Here is a 16812-nt window from a genome sequence, read left to right on the forward strand (position 1 = left end):
GAGACCCTGGCGGGCATAGGGTTTAAGATAGGCCAAACAATATGAAGACGGCCTACCCACGGAGACACCATGCCCTACGTAACCCCGCTGCAGGACTTCCGCTTTGCCTTGAAGCTGGCAGGGCTTGATGACGTCCTGAAACTGCCCGGCTTCGAAGAAGTCACGCCGGATCTGGTGGATGCCATCCTGGAAGAGAACGGCCGCTTCGTCGAGCAGGCCGTGGCGCCATTGAACGTGCCAGGCGATACGCAGCCGCCGGTCTGGAACGACGGTAGCGTCACCACTACCCCGGGCTACGCGCAGGGATTCAAGGATTACGCCGCGGGCGGCTGGCAGGGCCTGCAGCATCCGGTGGAGTGGGGCGGGCAGGGCCTGCCCAAGCTGGTCGCGGCGGCGCCGGGCGAGAACATCCAGGCGGCCAGCCTGGCGTTTTCCTTGTGCCCCATGCTGACGGACGGCGTGATCGAGGCCTTGCTGACGGTCGGGTCGGACGCGCAGCGCAAGCAATACGTGCCGCAGCTGATCGGCGGCAAGTGGACTGGCACGATGAACCTGACCGAACCGCAGGCCGGTTCGGACCTGGCCCAAGTCGCGACGCGGGCGGTGAAGCAGGAAGACGGCAGCTACCGGCTGACGGGCCAGAAGATCTTCATCACTTATGGCGACCATGACCTGGCCGAGAACATCATCCACCTGGTGCTGGCGCGTACGCCGGACGCGCCGGCGGGCGTGAAGGGGATTTCGCTTTTCATCGTGCCCAAGTTCCTGGTGCAGGCCGACGGCACACTGGGCAGGCGCAACGACGTCTGGTGCGCATCGCTGGAGCACAAGCTGGGCATCCATGGCAGTCCCACCGCCGTGCTCATGTACGGCTCGGGCAAGGGCGAGGTGGGCGAGGGAGCCATCGGCTATCTGGTCGGCGAGCAGAACCGCGGCCTGGAGTACATGTTCATCATGATGAATGCCGCCCGCTATTCGGTGGGGCAACAGGGCATAGGCGTGTCCGAACGCGCCTGCCAGCATGCCCTGGCCTATGCGCGCGAGCGCGTGCAGGGCCGCGCCGTGGAAGGGTCGCCCGGCCCCGTGGCCATCGTGCGCCATCCGGACGTGCAGCGCATGCTGATGACCATGAAGGCGCTGACCGAGGCGGCGCGCGCCGTGTCCTACGTGACCGCGGCCGCGCACGACAAGGGCACGCATCATCCCGATCCCGAGCAGCGCTCGCGCAACCGGGCTTTCTACGAATACATGGTGCCCATCGTCAAAGGGTTCTCGACCGAGACCGCGGTCGAGGTCGCGTCCCTGGGCCTGCAGGTGCACGGCGGCATGGGCTACATCGAGGAAACCGGGGCCGCGCAGTACTACCGCGATGCGCGCATCCTGCCCATCTACGAAGGCACGACCGCGATCCAGGCCAATGATCTGGTCAGCCGCAAGACCCAGCGCGACGGCGGCGCCACCGCCCATGCCGCGATCGCGGCGATGCGGGAGACGCTGCGCGCGGTGGAGAACGAGGCCACTCGTGCGTCGGCGGACGATCGCGAGGGACTGCGCCTGCTGCGCGACAACCTGGACAGCGCCATCCAGGCCTACGAGGCCGGCGTGGCTTTCATCCTGGAGCAATCGCCGACCAACATCAGGGCGGTCTACGCCAGCAGCGTGCCCTATCTGATGCTGGCCGGCGTGGTGCACGGCGGCTGGCAGATGGCGCGCGCCGTGCTGGCCTGCCGGCGCCACCTGGCGGCCGGATTCACCGATCCGTTCTACCGGGCCAAGCTGGCGACCGGATTGTTCTATGGCGCCCACATCCTGCCGCGCGCGCTGGCCTTGTCGGCCGCGGTGCGGGCCGGGGTGGTGGCGGACGCCTGCGGCGCCAGCTTGAATATTGCATAAGGTTATATGACTTGCGTATTTCCCCAGCTACAGGTTTGATGGAAGAATCGTTTCACAGGCGCTGGCCTGCGCCATGAAACGCTTTTCCTGCGCCGCCCGCAGCGACGGGCGGCCAGCCCCCCCACCTGCATCCGCACACAGGAGACACCATGAGTCATCTACGCCTGGGCGACACCGCCCCTGATTTCGAACAGGAATCTTCGGCAGGGCCGATCCGCTTCCATGAGTATCTGGGCAACAGCTGGGGTGTACTTTTCTCGCACCCGGCCGATTTCACGCCCGTCTGCACCACCGAACTGGGCTACACCGCCAAGCTGGCCGACGAATTCGCCAAGCGCAACGTGAAGGTGCTGGCGCTGTCCGTGGACGGCACCGATTCGCATACCAAGTGGATCGAGGACATCAACGACACGCAGTCCACCAAGGTCAACTTCCCGATCCTGGCCGACAAGGACCGCAAGGTGTCCGAGCTCTACGACATGATCCATCCGAACGCCAACGCCACGCTGACCGTGCGCTCGGTGTTCATCATCGACCCCAACAAGAAGGTGCGCCTGACCATCACGTATCCGGCCAGCACCGGCCGCAACTTCAACGAGATCCTGCGCGTCATCGACTCCCTGCAGCTGACCGACAGCCACAGCGTGGCCACGCCGGTGAACTGGGAAGATGGCGACGACGTGATCATTGTTCCGTCCTTGCAGGACGAGGCCGTGATCAAGCAGAAATTCCCGAAGGGCTACAAGGCCGTGCGTCCCTATCTGCGCATTACGCCTCAGCCGAATAAGTAAATTCGGCAATCGAAGGGGCTGGACCCTCTTCGCAACCGCCGCCTGCCCCTTGGGGAGGCGGCGGTTTTTCATTGGGCGCGCCTGGGGGCAAGGGAGATTTCCATTGTTGGGACGCTGGTCCTATATGCCTGCGAGCGATGAGCAACCAAATAATGATTCGTTCCGTTCAGAACGCCCAGCCAGCACACTTGCTCCCACATTGCCGAACACAGGGAGCATGGGATGTCTTTCAGGAAAGCCGGTTGGTTGGCCGCCTTGGCCGCAGTGACGATGTCGTTTGCCGCGATTGCGCCGGCGCAGGCACAGCAGAAGCAGACGCTCCTGAATGTCTCATATGACCCGACCCGCGAGCTGTATCGCGCCATCGACGATGCGTTCATCAAGCAATACAAGGAAAAGGCCAACGTCGACCTGACCATCCGCCAATCGCACGGCGGTTCGGGCCGTCAGGCGCGCTCCGTCATCGACGGGCTGGAAGCCGACGTGGTGACGCTGGCGCTGGCCTATGACATCGACGCGGTCGCCGACCGCGGACTGCTGCCGGCCGATTGGCAGGCTCGCCTGCCGCAGAACAGCTCGCCGTATACCTCCACCATCGTGTTCCTGGTGCGCAAGGGCAACCCCAAGCAGATCAAGGACTGGGACGACCTGGTCAAGGACGGCGTGCAGGTCATCACGCCCAACCCCAAGACCTCGGGCGGGGCGCGCTGGAACTACCTGGCTGCCTGGGCCTATGCGCTGGAGAAGAACGGCGGCAGCGAGGAAAAGGCGCGCGCCTTCGTGGGCGACCTGCTCAAGCACGTGCCGGTGCTGGACACCGGCGCGCGCGGCGCCACCACCACCTTCGTGGAGCGCGGCGTGGGTGACGTGCTGCTGGCCTGGGAAAACGAGGCTTTCCTGGCGCTGGAAGAGCTGGGTCCGGACAAGTTCGACATCGTGGTGCCGTCTCTGTCCATCCTGGCCGAGCCGCCGGTGGCCGTGGTCGACAAGGTCGTGGACAAGAAGGGCACCCGTGCGGCGGCGCAGGCATATCTAGAATTCCTCTACACGCCCGCCGCGCAGGAAATCATTGCCAAGAACTACTACCGGCCCATCGACAAGACCGTGGCCGCCAGGTACGAAAGCAAGTTTCCCAAGGTCAAGCTCGTGACCATCGACGACAAGATCTTCGGCGGCTGGCGCAAGGCGCAGAAGGATCACTTCAGCGACGGCGGCACCTTCGACCAGATCTATCTGCCGCAAAAGAAATAAGCACTTGATGATCGGACGACGGCCATGACGACAGCCTCGAACCCGGCGGCAAACGGCGCGCAAGCGCCTTTTGCCTTTCGGCGCAACAGCCCGGGCGTGCTGCCCGGATTCGGCATCTCGATGGGTTACGCGGTGCTGTACCTCAGCGTGCTCGTGCTCATTCCGCTGGCGGCCTTGCCGATCAAGAGCGCGAGCCTGGGCTGGCAAGGCTTCTGGGATGCGGTGACCGCGCCGCGGGTGCTGGCCTCGTACAAGCTGACCTTTGGCGCGTCGCTGATCGCGGCGCTGGTGAACCTGGTGTTCGGCACGGTGGTGGCCTGGGTGCTGGTGCGCTACCGCTTTCCGGGCAAGAAGATCCTGGATGCGCTGGTGGATCTGCCGTTCGCGCTGCCCACGGCGGTGGCGGGCATCGCGCTGACCTCGCTGTATTCGCAGAAGGGCTGGCTGGGCGGGCCGCTGGCCGACTGGTTCGGCTGGAAGGTGGCGTTCACGCCGCTGGGCATCGTGATCGCGTTGATCTTCATCGGCGTGCCGTTCGTGGTGCGCACGGTGCAGCCGGTGCTGGAAGACGTCGAGCGCGAAATCGAGGAGGCCGCGGCCAGCCTGGGCGCCAACCGCTGGCAGACCATACGCCGGGTGCTGCTGCCCATCATCATGCCGGCCTTGATGACCGGCTTCGCGCTGGCGTTTGCGCGCGCGGTGGGCGAGTACGGTTCGGTGGTGTTCATCGCCGGCAATATGCCCATGGTGTCCGAGATCACGCCGCTGCTGATCATCGCCAAGCTCGAGGAATTCGACTACGCGGGCGCCGCCGCCATCGCCACGGTGATGCTGGTGCTGTCCTTCGCGCTGTTGCTCGTCATCAATCTGCTGCAGGGCTGGCAGGCCCGCCGCAACCTCGGGAGGCTCGCATGAGCGCCGCGGACCGTCCCGCCCATCTGACCGAGCCGCGCTGGGTGCGCGGCGTGCTGCTCTTCATCGCGCTGGGATTCCTGGCGCTGTTCCTGCTGGTGCCGCTGACGGCGGTATTTGCCGAAGCCTTCAAGAAGGGCTGGCAGTTGTACCTGGACGCCATCGTCGAACCGGACGCGCTGTCCGCCATCCGCCTGACGCTGCTGGTGGCGGCCATTGCGCTGCCGGTGAACCTGGTGTTTGGCGTCGCCGCGGCCTGGGCGATCACCAAGTTCCAGTTCCGCGGCAAGCAGTTCCTGATCACCTTGATCGACCTGCCGTTCTCGGTGTCGCCGGTGGTGGCCGGCCTGGTATTCGTGCTGCTGTTCGGCACACAGGGCTGGTTCGGCGGCTGGCTGCAGGCGCACGACATCAAGATCGTCTACGCGGTGCCGGGCATTGTGCTGGCCTCGCTCTTCGTGACCTTTCCGTTCGTGGCGCGCGAGCTGATCCCGCTGATGCAGGCGCAGGGCAGCGAAGAAGAGCAAGCCGCGCTGACCCTGGGCGCCAACGGCTGGCAGATCTTCTGGCGCGTCACGCTGCCGAACATCAAGTGGGGCCTGCTGTACGGCGCCATCCTGTGCAACGCGCGGGCCATGGGCGAGTTCGGCGCGGTGTCGGTGGTGTCCGGGCAGATCCGCGGCCTGACCAACACCATGACCCTGCACGTCGAGATTCTCTACAACGAGTACCAGTATTCCGCGGCGTTCGCCGTGGCGTCGTTGCTGGCCCTGCTGGCGCTGGTGACGCTGGTGGCCAAGAACATCGTCGAGTGGCGCAACGCGCGCTTTCAACAGGCCGCCGACCTGCCGGTCGAGTATCCCGGCCAGCCGGCCGCCATCAAGCCGGCGCTGGCCTGACGCGGCGGCCTGACAGGAGATAAGCATGAGCATCGAAGTCCGCAATCTATCCAAGCGCTTCGGCCAGTTCCGCGCGCTGAACGACGTCTCGCTGCATATCGAGACGGGCGAGCTGGTCGCGCTGCTGGGTCCGTCGGGCTGCGGCAAGACCACGCTGCTGCGCATCATCGCGGGGCTGGAGTCGGCCGATTCCGGCAGCGTGCTGTTCGCGGGCGAAGACGCCACCGCGGTGGACGTGCGCCAGCGCCAGGTTGGTTTCGTGTTCCAGCACTACGCGCTGTTCAAGCACATGACGGTGTTCGAGAACGTGGCCTTCGGCCTGCGCGTCAAGCACCGTTCGCAACGTCCTTCGGAGGACGTGATCCAGCGCAAGGTGCATGACCTGCTGGGACTGGTGCAGCTGGACTGGCTGGCGGACCGCTATCCCGCGCAACTCTCCGGCGGCCAGCGCCAGCGTATCGCCCTGGCGCGCGCGCTGGCCGTGGAGCCGCGGGTGCTGCTGCTGGACGAGCCCTTCGGCGCGCTGGACGCCAAGGTGCGCAAGGAATTGCGGCGCTGGCTGCGCCGCCTGCATGACGAGCTGAACGTGGCCAGCGTCTTCGTCACCCATGACCAGGAAGAAGCGCTGGAAGTGTCGGATCGCGTGGTGCTGATGAACTCGGGCCGCATCGAGCAGGTCGGCACGCCGCGCGAGGTCTGGGAAGAGCCGGTCACGCCCTTCGTCTACGGCTTCCTGGGCGACGTCAACCAGTTGCAGGGCTTTGCCACGCGCGGCATCTGGAACGGCGCCGGCCTGTCCTTGCCCGCGCCGGAGCTGGCGCAGGCCGAAGCGCAACGCGCCACCGCCTATGTGCGGCCGCACGAGTTCGAGGTCGAACGCTATCGCGCCGGCGCGGACGGCATCCCCGTGCGCCTGGCGCACGCCTTTCTTGCGGGTCCCAGCGCCTATCTGGAGCTGGCCAGCGAGGATTCCGACGCCATCATCGAAGCCGAGGTGCCCGAGTCGCTGTACCGGGAACTGGGCCTGCGCGATGGCGAAATACTGTTGGCGCGTCCGCGGCGGGCGCGCATTTTCGCGACGCAATCATGAGCACTACCGATCTTTTGCCTGAACTCGAACCGGGCCTGGCCGCGCGCTGGCGCGATCTGGGCGAGCGCCTGGCCGATGTGCAGCGGCGCTACCCGGACGCGGCGCTGGCGTCCTCGCTGGCGGCCGAGGACATGCTATTGACGCACGCCATCTACAGTGCCAGCCTCGACCTGGAAGTCTTCACGCTGGACACGGGCCGGCTGCACGCCGAAACGCTGGGCGTGCTGGACGCCGTGCGCGAACGCTACGGCCGCGAGGTCACTGTGTACCGGCCGGTGGCGGCCGCGGTCGAGCAGCACGTCGCCGAACATGGCGCCTACGCGTTCTATGAAAGCGTGGAACTGCGCAAGGCCTGTTGCCAGATCCGCAAGGTCGAGCCGCTCAAGCGCGCGCTGGCCGGACGCGGCGCCTGGATCACAGGGCAGCGGCGGGCGCAATCCACCACCCGGGGCGAACTGCCGCTGGAAGAAGAGGACCAGGCTTTCGGCCTCTACAAGTTCAATCCGCTGGCCGAATGGAGCGAAGGCGAGGTCTGGTCCGCCATCCGCGCGCTGGGCATTCCATACAACCCGTTGCACGACCAGGGCTACCCGTCCATCGGCTGCGAACCCTGTACCCGAGCCATCCGTCCCGGCGAAGACCTGCGGGCAGGGCGCTGGTGGTGGGAGTCGTCGGATTCCAAGGAATGCGGCCTGCATGCGGGCAACCGGGTCATCAGCATCGCGGCGCGCGCCGATTGATGCGGCCCACGAATTCGAAATCTGTTTTAGGGGAAGTGCATATGTCTGCAGTGATCCAACGCAGCCACCTGGATTGGCTGGAATCGGAAGCAATATTCATCCTGCGCGAGGTGGCCGCCGAAAGCGAGAAGCCCGTGTTGCTGTTCTCGGGCGGCAAGGACTCCGTGGTGCTGTTGCGCCTGGCCGAGAAGGCCTTCCGGCCGGGGCGTTTTCCGTTCCCGCTGATGCACATCGATACCGGCCACAACTTCGACGAAGTGATCGCCTTCCGCGATGCGCGCGCGGCCGAGCTGGGCGAGACCCTGATCGTGCGCAGCGTCGAGGACTCCATCGCGCGCGGCAGCGTGGTGCTGCGCCGCGAGACCGACTCGCGCAATGCCGCCCAGGCGGTGACGCTGCTGGAGGCGATCGAGGAATTCGGCTTTGACGCCTGCATCGGCGGAGCGCGCCGCGACGAGGAAAAGGCCCGCGCCAAGGAACGCATCTTCTCGTTCCGCGACGAGTTCGGCCAATGGGATCCGAAGGCGCAGCGCCCGGAACTCTGGAACCTGTTCAATACCCGCGTGCATCGCGGCGAGAACATGCGCGTGTTCCCGATCTCGAATTGGACCGAGCTGGACGTCTGGCAGTACATCCAGCGCGAGCAGCTGGCGCTGCCGTCGATCTACTACAGCCACCAGCGCGAGGTCGTGCGCCGCAAGGGCCTGCTGGTGCCGGTCACGCGGCTGACCCCGCCGCAGGATGGCGAACAGGTCGAACGCCTGCAGGTTCGGTTTCGCACGGTGGGCGACATCTCCTGCACCTGCCCAGTGGCGTCGGATGCCGCCGACACCCGGGCCATCATTGCCGAAACCGCGGTGACCGACATTACCGAGCGCGGCGCCACGCGCATGGACGACCAGACTTCCGAGGCCTCGATGGAGCGCCGCAAGAAAGAAGGCTATTTCTGATCGCATGACACGCCGGCATTCGCCGGCGACCAGGAACGCACATGAACGCACTCAATGATTCTTTTCTTTCCGGCGCCGACACGGGCGTGCTGCGCCTGATTACCGCAGGCTCGGTGGACGACGGCAAATCGACGCTGATCGGCCGCCTGCTGTACGACAGCAAAGGCGTGTTCGCCGACCAGCTGGACGCGATCTCGCGCGCCAAGCACAAGCGCGTGGCGGGCGACGGCATCGACTTTTCGCTGCTGACCGACGGCCTGGAGGCCGAGCGCGAGCAGGGCATCACCATCGACGTGGCCTACCGCTATTTCTCGACGCCCGCGCGCAAGTTCATCATCGCCGACGCGCCGGGCCACGAGCAGTACACGCGCAACATGGTCACGGGCGCGTCGACCGCCGACGTGGCCGTCATCCTGATCGACGCCACCCGCGCGGCCGACGGCGTGCTGTTGCCGCAGACCAAGCGCCACAGCACCATCGCGCGCCTCTTGGGCATCCGTCACATCGTGGTGGCGGTCAACAAGATGGACCTGGTGGACTGGGACCGTACGGTGTTCGAGCGCATCCGCGAGGCCTACGCCGACCTGGCGGGCAAGCTGGGCATCGAGCACTTCGACGCGCTGCCGCTGTCGGCGCTCAACGGCGACAACGTCGTCACGCTGTCGCCGCAAACGCCCTGGTACGAAGGACAGCCCTTGCTGGCCTTGCTGGAGTCGCTGGACCTGGCAAGCGATGGCCGCGCCTTGCCGTTGCGCTTTCCGGTGCAATGGGTGGCACGCCATGACGGCAGCCGCAAGGATGACTTCCGCGGCTATGCCGGCCGCGTCGCAAGCGGCGTGCTGCGGCCGGGCGACGAGATCACGGTGCAACCCTCGGGCGTGACGGCAGTCGTGAGCGAAGTGCGCGCCTTCGACCGCGCGCTGGATGAAGCGGTGGCGGGCGACTCGATCACGCTGGTGCTGGACCGCGACGTGGACGTGTCGCGCGGCGATGTGATCGTGCATGCGTCGGCGCCTGCGCAGGTCGCGCGCGAATTCGAAGCCGAGCTGTGCTGGCTCGATGCGCAGGCCTTGAATCCCGCACGCAAGTATCTGCTGAAGTCGGGCACGCGCCTGACCTCGGCGAAGATACGCGCGGTGCTGTCGCATCGCGACATCCACGAACTGCAGGAAGTGGAGAACACCGAGGGCACGCTGCGCATGAACGATATCGGACGCGTCACGCTCACCACGCGCGAGTCGCTGGCGGTCGATCGCTATGCCGATGTGCCCGCGACCGGCGCATTCATTCTGATCGACGAAGCCACGCATCAGACCGCTGCGGCAGGTATGTTGCGCTAATTCGCAAGAGGCCGGAAAACAACGGGCTTCCTGCCCCCGCAGAACCTGTTGTTTTTCTGCTAGATCCAGTATTGGTGCGGGTTTCCAGGCGATCTCGCCTGGTGAAAACGATTTGTCCGGACGGCGCCGGCGTCTTGCGGTAAAGTGGGGCTGTCTTACGAAAAGGCTTTTGGTGCTTGTCAAAACCACTGTGTTTTTGTACAGTAGTTTTCATGGCACGCACCGATCATTCTTTTCCCGCCGGTTCTGGGTCCCCGGCTGCCGCCCCCGCCGCCTTGCGCGGTCGGGGTGCGGTTACTAATGTTCGGCATCGCTTTCAACGCGATGACCGCGTGCAGGTCGACGACGGCTGGTCTTCCTCCGGTCTGCCCGCCGACTTCGTAGACTCCGTCCCCGATAATTTCCCCGAAGCTGCCGCCGGCGAGCAAGCCGCCCGCGTCATTCCCATCGTGCCGGATGCGCGCATTGCGCCGCCCGCTCCCAAGACCACGGTCACCGCCGAAGAAGCGCGCAAGATGCTGTCGCGCAACGATTCGCCCGACATTCCCTTCGACGTGGCGGTAAATCCGTACCGCGGCTGCGAGCATGGCTGCGTCTATTGTTACGCCCGGCCCACCCATTCCTACCTGGGCCTGTCGCCCGGGCTGGACTTCGAAACCCGGCTGGTGGCCAAGGCCAATGCGGTAGAGGCCCTGCGCGCCGAACTCGCGCGGCCAGGCTACAAGCCGTCTCCCATCAACATCGGTTCCGCCACCGACGCCTACCAGCCCATCGAACGCGAATGGCGGCTTACCCGCGGCCTGCTCGAACTGATGCTGGAAACCCGCCATCCGCTCACCATCGTCACCAAGAACGCGCTGGTCGCCCGCGACCTGGACCTGCTGGCCGCCCTGGCCGAGCAGAAGCTGGTGGTGGTGTACATGAGCATCACCACACTGGACGCCGGCATGGCCCGCACGCTGGAACCGCGCGCCGCCGCACCGTGGCGCCGGCTGGAAGCGGTACGCAGCCTGACCGACGCCGGCGTGCCGGTGGGCGTGCTGGTGGCGCCCATCATCCCGTTCATCAACGACGAGTCCATGGAGCACATCCTCCAGGAGTCCAAGGCGGCCGGCGCGCACTATGCCAGCTACACCGTCCTGCGCCTGCCCTGGGAGGTCAAGACCTTGTTCGAGGACTGGCTCAATGCCCATTTCCCGGACCGCGCCCAGCGCGTCCTGCATCGCATCGAAGACCTGCGCAACGGCCGCCGCAACGATCCCAATTTCGGGTCGCGCATGCGCGGGACCGGCGTCTGGGCCGATCTGCTGCGCCAGCGCTTCACCATCGCCACGCGCAAGCTGGGCTTGAACCGCCATCGTCTGGCGCTGGACTGCGACCGTTTCCTGCCTCCCGCCGCCGCCGCGGCGAAGGCTGCCGATTTCCTATCCCCGGTTGGCGCGCAAGCGTCTTCAGGGGTCCCTTTTCCCGCCGTATCGCCCGCAGCCGGCGGCGCGCACGGGCGCGTAGCGCGCCAGTTGCAAGCCATGGCCGCAGGCCAGTTGTCATTGTTCGATTGACCGCCGGCTGCCGCCGCGCATGCCTGCCGGGGGGCTATGCCCTGGCGCTGGACCGTCTTTCCTAGGAGTTCCCATGAACACCGCTGATATTTCCGTCTTGTCGGATGAACTCGTCGTCACCCTGAACCCGCTGCGCCGCGGCACGAACCGCGCCCGCGCCTGGTGCGCCAGGGTCGCCGGCATGGCGCTGCCCTGGAACACGTCCGCAGCCGATGTCGAACCGCGCCGCCGCACGCGGCCCGGTTCCGCCCCGGCTCGCTGGCCGTTCCCGCCCGCGCCCGCCGAAGCCGGGGCGCTGGCTGGTCCGGCAGTCGCCGCGCCGATGTCCGCGCCCGCAGCGCCGGTCGTACCGGTCGAGGCCGCGGTTGCCGCCGCGCCTGCCGCCGCGCGCGAGCGCAGCCTGGGCAACGCCACGGTGGAACCCGTAACGGCGCAGGTGACCATGAAGGCCATGGTGATCGATGTGGTGATGGTGCTGGCCTGGGGGGCGATCATCCCCGGCCTGATGTGGCTGGGCGCGGCCGCCGGATTCTGAGCGGCCCTATGCCCGGCGGTAGCCGGCAGGCAGGGCGTAAGCGGTAGGTGCGCGCCAGCCCCGCCAGCCGCAGTGGCCAGGAGCGGTGCTCGTCAGCTTGAACCGAGCAGAATGACACCCGCCAGGATGGCCATACAACCCGCCAGCCGGCCCGGTCCGACTTTTTCGCGCAGCAGGAACATGCCGGCCAAGGTGCCGAGCATCATCGACATTTCCCGGGCAGGGGCGACCAGGCTCAGCGGCGCGCCGTTGCGCAGCGCATACAGCACCAGGATGTAGCCCAACGGCGACAGCAGGCCCACGGCCAACGCCAGATGCCAGTGTCCGCGCATGGCCTCCCAGGCCTGGGGGCGGCGGCGCAGCATGTGGGGGGCCATCATGGTCGTGCGGGTCACGCAGGTAAACCAGTCGAACAGCACCGGGCTGATCAACAACACTTTCACGCCATAGGCGTCGACGACGGTATAGGCCGCGATGAACAGGCCGATCACCACGCCCCAGCGCACGCCGACCCAGGCCTGGGCCTGCTTGAAAATGGCCAGGCGGCCCTGGGTCGCGATCAGCAGCACGCCGCCCACCACGCAAAGCATGCCGATGATGCCGGTGCTGGTGGCGGGTTCGCCCAGCAGCAAAAAGGCGCCGGTGGTGGACAGCAGCGGGCCGGTACCTCGGGCGATGGGGTAGACGACCGACAGGTCGGCTACCTGATAGCCGCGCTGCAGGCACAGGCTGTAGCCCAGATGCAACAGGCTGGAAGTCAGGATGGCGCCGACCACGGGCCAGGTCCAGGTCATGCCGTCATGCATCAGCACCCAGATGACCCAGGGCGCGTACAGCACGGAAGCGCACAGGCCATAGGCGAAGACAAAGGGAGCGCCCACCATGGCCGCGCGCTTGGCGAGCAGATTCCACGTGGCGTGGGCCATTGCCGCCAGGACGACCAATATCAGGGACGAATACGACATGAGGGAACAGCGTCAGATGACGTGTTTGTTACAGAAGACGGAAGGGTACTCCAAACCGCGAGAACCGGGGCCATGTTACCTGATGCCTGGAGCGATTTTTGGTGTAGAATCATTGGTTTGCCAAATCTCATCCTCTGCTTGCGGCACATGCAACGGGGGCTGGCCTTACCGCCATGGCCCGTGCAACACGCGACGGATGTGGGCTGCGTACTGCGCAGTCCTGCAGAAATCGCGTGAACAACATCGAACGGCAAAAGTTTTAGTCCGCAAAGACATGATGATCTAGGAGTTCTCATGAACCTTATCGCTATCCTGGAACAGGAAGAAATTGCCCGCCTGACCGGCGGTCAAGCCAAGCCTGAATTTGCTCCTGGTGACACCGTCATCGTGAGCGTGAACGTCGTTGAAGGCACCCGCAAGCGCGTGCAGGCTTTCGAAGGCGTCGTGATCGCCAAGCGCAACCGCGGCCTGAACTCCGCGTTCACCGTGCGCAAGATTTCGTCGGGTGAAGCCGTGGAACGTACGTTCCAGCTGTACTCGCCGCAAATCGCCGGCATCGAAGTCAAGCGCCGCGGCGACGTGCGCCGCGCCAAGCTGTACTACCTGCGCAACCGCTCGGGCAAGTCGGCGCGTATCAAGGAAAAGCTGGTCAGCAAGCAAGCCTCGGCGGCTTGATCGCTTATCGGCACACGGCCCTACCAGTGTCGGACGCTCACGCCATCCAGCGTTTTCGTTCGGCACGGGTTTCCGGGTTAAAAAGGCACCTGCGAGGGTGCCTTTTTCTTTTTGCAGAGCCTTTTGCAGAGCCGTATGTCTGATTCCTCGTCTTCTCCGCGGCCCCGGCGGCCGCTGGCGCGTCCCGGCTTCGATCCGGCGACGCAACCCTGGGTGGTCGCCAACGCGTCCTTGCCGGCCGTGCCCGCCAGCCTGTTGACCCCGGATTCGTTGCGGGGCACGCTCAGCCAGCCGTCCACCTGGACGCTGGAGCTGTCGCGCGACACCGACCTGCGCTATCCGGGCCGCGAAGGCGTGCCCGTGCCGGCGGCGGTGCTGATTCCGCTGGTGACGCGCGACAACGGCGTCCACATCATGCTGACGCAGCGCGCCGCCCACCTGCATGACCATGCCGGCCAGATCAGCTTTCCGGGCGGGCGCATCGAAACCAGCGATTCCACGCCCGAGGCCGCGGCCTTGCGTGAAGCGCAGGAAGAAACCGGGTTGCCCGCCAACCACGTCGAAGTGCTGGGCAGCATGCCGCCGTATCTGACGGCGACGGGATTCTCCATCGTTCCGGTGGTGTCGCTGGTGCGTCCGGGCTTTGACCTGGCCCCCGATGCCTTCGAGGTGGCGGAAGTGTTCGAGGTGCCGCTGTCCTTCCTGATGGACCCCGCCAATCACAGGCTGTACGAAGCCCGTCTGGACGACGGCCGGGTGCGCCAGTACTACGGCATGCCTTACGGCAAGCATTTCATCTGGGGTGCGACCGCCGGCATGTTGCGCAACCTCTACCATCTGCTGCGCCACGGCTTCACGCCCCGTTGATCCTTGTTGCGCGCCGGCCTTGTCGGGTTTCTGGTTCGCGCCGTCAATGAATACGGCCCCGTACAGGGGCCGTATTCATTGCGGGACCGTTCGGAGACGTCAGCGTCGGGCACCGGCGCAAGTGCCGAGGGGGCAAGACGCTAGTAGCGTTGTTGCCCCGCCAGGTTCTCTTCCAGGATGCGCTGGTACAAGGCATAGCGCGCCGGGTCGATCGCGCCCGCCTGCAGGGCCGCGACCACGCCGCAGCCAGGCTCCTGGCGGTGGGTGCAGTTGTAGAAACGGCACTGTTCGATGGGTTTGGTGAACTCCGGGAAGCCGCGGATGATGTCCTCGCGGCTCAGGTGCTGCAGGCCGAAGGCCTGGAAGCCCGGGGAGTCGATCAGGTCGCCGCCGGGAGCGGGCAGGTGATAAAGCCGCGTGCTGGTGGTGGTGTGCTTGCCCATGTCCAGCGCCGTGGAGTGTTCGCGGGTGGGGGCGGCGGCGTCCGGCACCAGGGCGTTGAGCAGCGTGGACTTGCCCATGCCGCTCTGGCCCAGCAGCAGGCTGGTGTGCCCGGCCAGGCGCGGCGCCAGCAGCGTATGCACTTTCTCGGGCTCCAGCGCGCTGAGTTCGATCACGTCCACACCCAGCGCGGCAATCGGCGCCAGCCGCGCGCGCGCCGCTGGCAGTTCGTCGGACAGGTCGGTCTTGTTGAGGATGATGATGGGCGCGATGTCCGCGCTCCAGGCGCCGGCCAGGGCGCGCCCGGTCAGGTCATCCGAAAACGTCGGCTGCACGGCGACGACGATCAGCAACTGGTCGACGTTGGAGGCGAACTGCTTGGAACGCATTTCGTCCGAGCGGTACAGCAGATTGCGCCGCGGCAGGATGGCGTCGATGGCGCCTTCGTCCTTGCCCTGGGGCGTGATGCGCACGCGGTCGCCCACGGCGGCGCCTGCCTTCTTGCCGCGCGGGAAGCACTTGCGCAGCGTGCCGTCGGCGAGCTCCACCGTGTAGTGGCGCCCGTGGGCGGCGATGATGCGGCCTTCGTTGGGCGGCGCGGTCATGCAGCGGCCGCCGTCAGGTGGCGGATGCGCACGGCGGCGGGGGGATGGCTGTCGTAGAAGGCGGAGTGCACGGGGTCGGGAGTCAAGGTGGCGGCGTTGTCGTCGTAAAGTTTGACCAGCGCGGACACCAGGCGTTCCGGCGAGCTCTGTTCGGCCGCGTAGCGGTCCGCTTCGAACTCGTCGCGGCGCGAGTACCAGCTGGCCACGGGCGTGAGCATGAAAGTGAAGACGGGGATGACCAGGAAGAACAGCAGCAGCGCCATGGCGTCGTTGCGCCCGCCCAGCTGCGGCATGACGCCCAGTCCCACGTAGAACCAGGGCTGTTGCGAGATCCAGCCCAGGATGGCGAAGAACGCCAGCGCGGCGGCGAAGCTGAAGACGATGCGCTTGATGATGTGGCGCTTGGCGAAGTGACCGAGTTCATGCGCCAGCACGGCTTCGATCTCGTCGCCGTTCAGGCGCGCCAGCAGGGTGTCGAAGAACACGATGCGGCGCGAGCGGCCGAAGCCCGTGAAATAGGCATTGCCGTGGGCCGAGCGGCGCGAGCCGTCCATCACGAACAGGCCGTTGAGCGCGAAGCCGCAGCGCTGGGCCAGGCGCTGGATGCGGCCGGCCAGTTCCGGATCGGATAGCGGCGTGAATTTATTGAAGAGCGGAGCGATGAACATCGGGTAGACGATCAGAAGCGCCAGGTTGAACGCGGTCCATAGCGCCCAGGCCCACACCCACCAGTAGGCGCCCGCGCTGCCCATCAGCCATAGCACCGCGGCCGCCAGCGGCAGGCCCAGCACCGCCGCGACCAGCAGGCCCTTGACGGCGTCGGCGATGAACAGGCCGGGCGTCATGCGGTTGAAGCCGAAGCGCGCTTCCAGCTTGAACTGCCGCCACAGCGTGAAAGGCAGGCCCAGCAGGCCCAGCAGCAGCGCCACCACGACCAGCAGCAGCATCTGGCGCAGGAAGTCGTTGCTGGTAAGCTGGGCCACCATCAGGTCGATGAGCTGCAGCCCGCCCATCAGCGTCAGGCACACCAGCAGGATGGCGTCGTAGGTGCGTTCCAGCATGCCCAGCTTGACCCGCGCCACCGTGTAATCCGCCGCGCGCTGATGGCTGGCCAAGCCGATACGGTGGGAGAATTCAGACGGCACCTGGTCGCGGTTGCGCGCGACGTGGCGGATCTGGCGCGTAGCCAGCCACAGGCGCACGGCGATATCGGTCAGCAGGAAGGCAACGAACAGCAGTGTGAACATGGGCGATGTGGCGTGCTCAAGTGTAGGTATGTGCGAAAATCGCACGTTTTAT

General features: G+C 66.1%; 16 protein-coding genes. 13 read left to right on the forward strand and 3 right to left on the reverse strand.

All coding sequences use genetic code 11. From position 1 onward, the window contains the following. The first annotated feature begins 69 nt into the window (after positions 1-69). The 11 genes from ACZ5YA_RS31530 to ACZ5YA_RS31580 all read left to right on the forward strand — a co-directional run bounded on the left by ACZ5YA_RS31530 (position 70) and on the right by ACZ5YA_RS31580 (position 11960). Entirely contained in the window at positions 70-1893 is a 1824-nt protein-coding gene (locus ACZ5YA_RS31530) for an acyl-CoA dehydrogenase (protein ID WP_464091699.1), read from the forward strand. Positions 1894-2042: 149 nt separating this feature from the next. Then, positions 2043-2684 carry a peroxiredoxin gene (locus ACZ5YA_RS31535; protein ID WP_042792543.1) on the forward strand — a complete coding sequence of 214 codons (642 nt, stop codon included), beginning with the start codon at positions 2043-2045 and terminating at the stop codon, positions 2682-2684. 270 nt (positions 2685-2954) lie between these two features. Further along, positions 2955-3935, forward strand: a complete 981-nt coding sequence (locus ACZ5YA_RS31540; protein WP_223283434.1) for a sulfate ABC transporter substrate-binding protein — start codon at positions 2955-2957, stop codon at positions 3933-3935. A gap of 24 nt (positions 3936-3959) precedes the next feature. Further along, positions 3960-4850 (forward strand): sulfate ABC transporter permease subunit CysT, encoded by an 891-nt coding sequence (cysT, locus tag ACZ5YA_RS31545; RefSeq protein WP_059379319.1) that lies wholly within the window; start codon positions 3960-3962, stop codon positions 4848-4850. Beyond that, positions 4847-5746, forward strand: a complete 900-nt coding sequence (gene cysW, locus ACZ5YA_RS31550) for a sulfate ABC transporter permease subunit CysW (RefSeq protein ID WP_464091700.1) — start codon at positions 4847-4849, stop codon at positions 5744-5746. Before cysT ends, cysW begins: the two co-directional genes overlap by 4 nt. A gap of 25 nt (positions 5747-5771) precedes the next feature. Then, the gene (locus ACZ5YA_RS31555; protein WP_464091701.1) at positions 5772-6836 is read left to right on the forward strand and encodes a sulfate/molybdate ABC transporter ATP-binding protein; all 1065 of its coding nucleotides are present in this window, start codon (positions 5772-5774) and stop codon (positions 6834-6836) included. Further along, positions 6833-7576, forward strand: a complete 744-nt coding sequence (locus ACZ5YA_RS31560; RefSeq protein ID WP_464091702.1) for a phosphoadenylyl-sulfate reductase — start codon at positions 6833-6835, stop codon at positions 7574-7576. Before ACZ5YA_RS31555 ends, ACZ5YA_RS31560 begins: the two co-directional genes overlap by 4 nt. 41 nt (positions 7577-7617) lie before the next feature. Beyond that, positions 7618-8526 carry a sulfate adenylyltransferase subunit CysD gene (gene cysD / locus ACZ5YA_RS31565; protein ID WP_059379315.1) on the forward strand — a complete coding sequence of 303 codons (909 nt, stop codon included), beginning with the start codon at positions 7618-7620 and terminating at the stop codon, positions 8524-8526. Between the two features lie 41 nt (positions 8527-8567). After that, positions 8568-9866, forward strand: a complete 1299-nt coding sequence (locus tag ACZ5YA_RS31570) for a sulfate adenylyltransferase subunit 1 (protein ID WP_306633585.1) — start codon at positions 8568-8570, stop codon at positions 9864-9866. Between the two features lie 212 nt (positions 9867-10078). Further along, a complete protein-coding gene (locus tag ACZ5YA_RS31575) occupies positions 10079-11425 on the forward strand; it encodes a PA0069 family radical SAM protein (protein ID WP_464091703.1) in 1347 nt (448 codons plus the stop codon). Positions 11426-11498: 73 nt separating this feature from the next. Then, positions 11499-11960: a hypothetical protein gene (locus ACZ5YA_RS31580; RefSeq protein ID WP_059379312.1), complete on the forward strand. Its 462-nt coding sequence runs from the start codon at positions 11499-11501 to the stop codon at positions 11958-11960. Between the two features lie 92 nt (positions 11961-12052). On the opposite strand, the gene ACZ5YA_RS31585 is transcribed toward ACZ5YA_RS31580, so the two are convergent. Further along, positions 12053-12925, reverse strand: a complete 873-nt coding sequence (locus ACZ5YA_RS31585) for a DMT family transporter (RefSeq protein ID WP_059379311.1) — start codon at positions 12923-12925, stop codon at positions 12053-12055. Between the two features lie 294 nt (positions 12926-13219). On the opposite strand from ACZ5YA_RS31585, the gene rplS reads away from it, so the two are divergent. Further along, entirely contained in the window at positions 13220-13600 is a 381-nt protein-coding gene (gene rplS / locus ACZ5YA_RS31590) for a 50S ribosomal protein L19 (RefSeq protein ID WP_006218237.1), read from the forward strand. Positions 13601-13735: 135 nt separating this feature from the next. Beyond that, positions 13736-14467 (forward strand): CoA pyrophosphatase, encoded by a 732-nt coding sequence (locus ACZ5YA_RS31595; protein WP_059379310.1) that lies wholly within the window; start codon positions 13736-13738, stop codon positions 14465-14467. Between the two features lie 140 nt (positions 14468-14607). Here the strand turns inward: ACZ5YA_RS31595 and rsgA are convergent, their stop codons facing one another. Both rsgA and ACZ5YA_RS31605 read right to left on the reverse strand, forming a co-directional pair. After that, positions 14608-15513, reverse strand: coding sequence for a ribosome small subunit-dependent GTPase A (gene rsgA / locus ACZ5YA_RS31600; RefSeq protein WP_280016355.1), 906 nt, complete (start codon positions 15511-15513; stop codon positions 14608-14610). Beyond that, positions 15510-16760 (reverse strand): M48 family metallopeptidase, encoded by a 1251-nt coding sequence (locus ACZ5YA_RS31605; protein WP_059379308.1) that lies wholly within the window; start codon positions 16758-16760, stop codon positions 15510-15512. The genes rsgA and ACZ5YA_RS31605 overlap by 4 nt, the downstream gene beginning before the upstream one ends. Positions 16761-16812 lie beyond the last annotated feature (52 nt).

Source organism: Achromobacter sp. JCM 18799 (assembly GCF_055395645.1).

Coding starts and splice junctions, on each gene's coding strand:
- ACZ5YA_RS31595 (WP_059379310.1), top strand. CDS start 13,736: ATGTCTGATTCCTCGTCTTCTCCGCGGCCCCGGCGGCCGCTGGCGCGT.
- cysW (WP_464091700.1), top strand. CDS start 4,847: ATGAGCGCCGCGGACCGTCCCGCCCATCTGACCGAGCCGCGCTGGGTG.
- rsgA (WP_280016355.1), bottom strand. CDS start 15,513: ATGACCGCGCCGCCCAACGAAGGCCGCATCATCGCCGCCCACGGGCGC.
- ACZ5YA_RS31570 (WP_306633585.1), top strand. CDS start 8,568: ATGAACGCACTCAATGATTCTTTTCTTTCCGGCGCCGACACGGGCGTG.
- ACZ5YA_RS31530 (WP_464091699.1), top strand. CDS start 70: ATGCCCTACGTAACCCCGCTGCAGGACTTCCGCTTTGCCTTGAAGCTG.
- ACZ5YA_RS31580 (WP_059379312.1), top strand. CDS start 11,499: ATGAACACCGCTGATATTTCCGTCTTGTCGGATGAACTCGTCGTCACC.
- ACZ5YA_RS31560 (WP_464091702.1), top strand. CDS start 6,833: ATGAGCACTACCGATCTTTTGCCTGAACTCGAACCGGGCCTGGCCGCG.
- ACZ5YA_RS31605 (WP_059379308.1), bottom strand. CDS start 16,760: ATGTTCACACTGCTGTTCGTTGCCTTCCTGCTGACCGATATCGCCGTG.
- cysT (WP_059379319.1), top strand. CDS start 3,960: ATGACGACAGCCTCGAACCCGGCGGCAAACGGCGCGCAAGCGCCTTTT.
- ACZ5YA_RS31555 (WP_464091701.1), top strand. CDS start 5,772: ATGAGCATCGAAGTCCGCAATCTATCCAAGCGCTTCGGCCAGTTCCGC.
- cysD (WP_059379315.1), top strand. CDS start 7,618: ATGTCTGCAGTGATCCAACGCAGCCACCTGGATTGGCTGGAATCGGAA.
- ACZ5YA_RS31540 (WP_223283434.1), top strand. CDS start 2,955: ATGTCGTTTGCCGCGATTGCGCCGGCGCAGGCACAGCAGAAGCAGACG.
- ACZ5YA_RS31535 (WP_042792543.1), top strand. CDS start 2,043: ATGAGTCATCTACGCCTGGGCGACACCGCCCCTGATTTCGAACAGGAA.
- ACZ5YA_RS31585 (WP_059379311.1), bottom strand. CDS start 12,925: ATGTCGTATTCGTCCCTGATATTGGTCGTCCTGGCGGCAATGGCCCAC.
- ACZ5YA_RS31575 (WP_464091703.1), top strand. CDS start 10,079: ATGGCACGCACCGATCATTCTTTTCCCGCCGGTTCTGGGTCCCCGGCT.
- rplS (WP_006218237.1), top strand. CDS start 13,220: ATGAACCTTATCGCTATCCTGGAACAGGAAGAAATTGCCCGCCTGACC.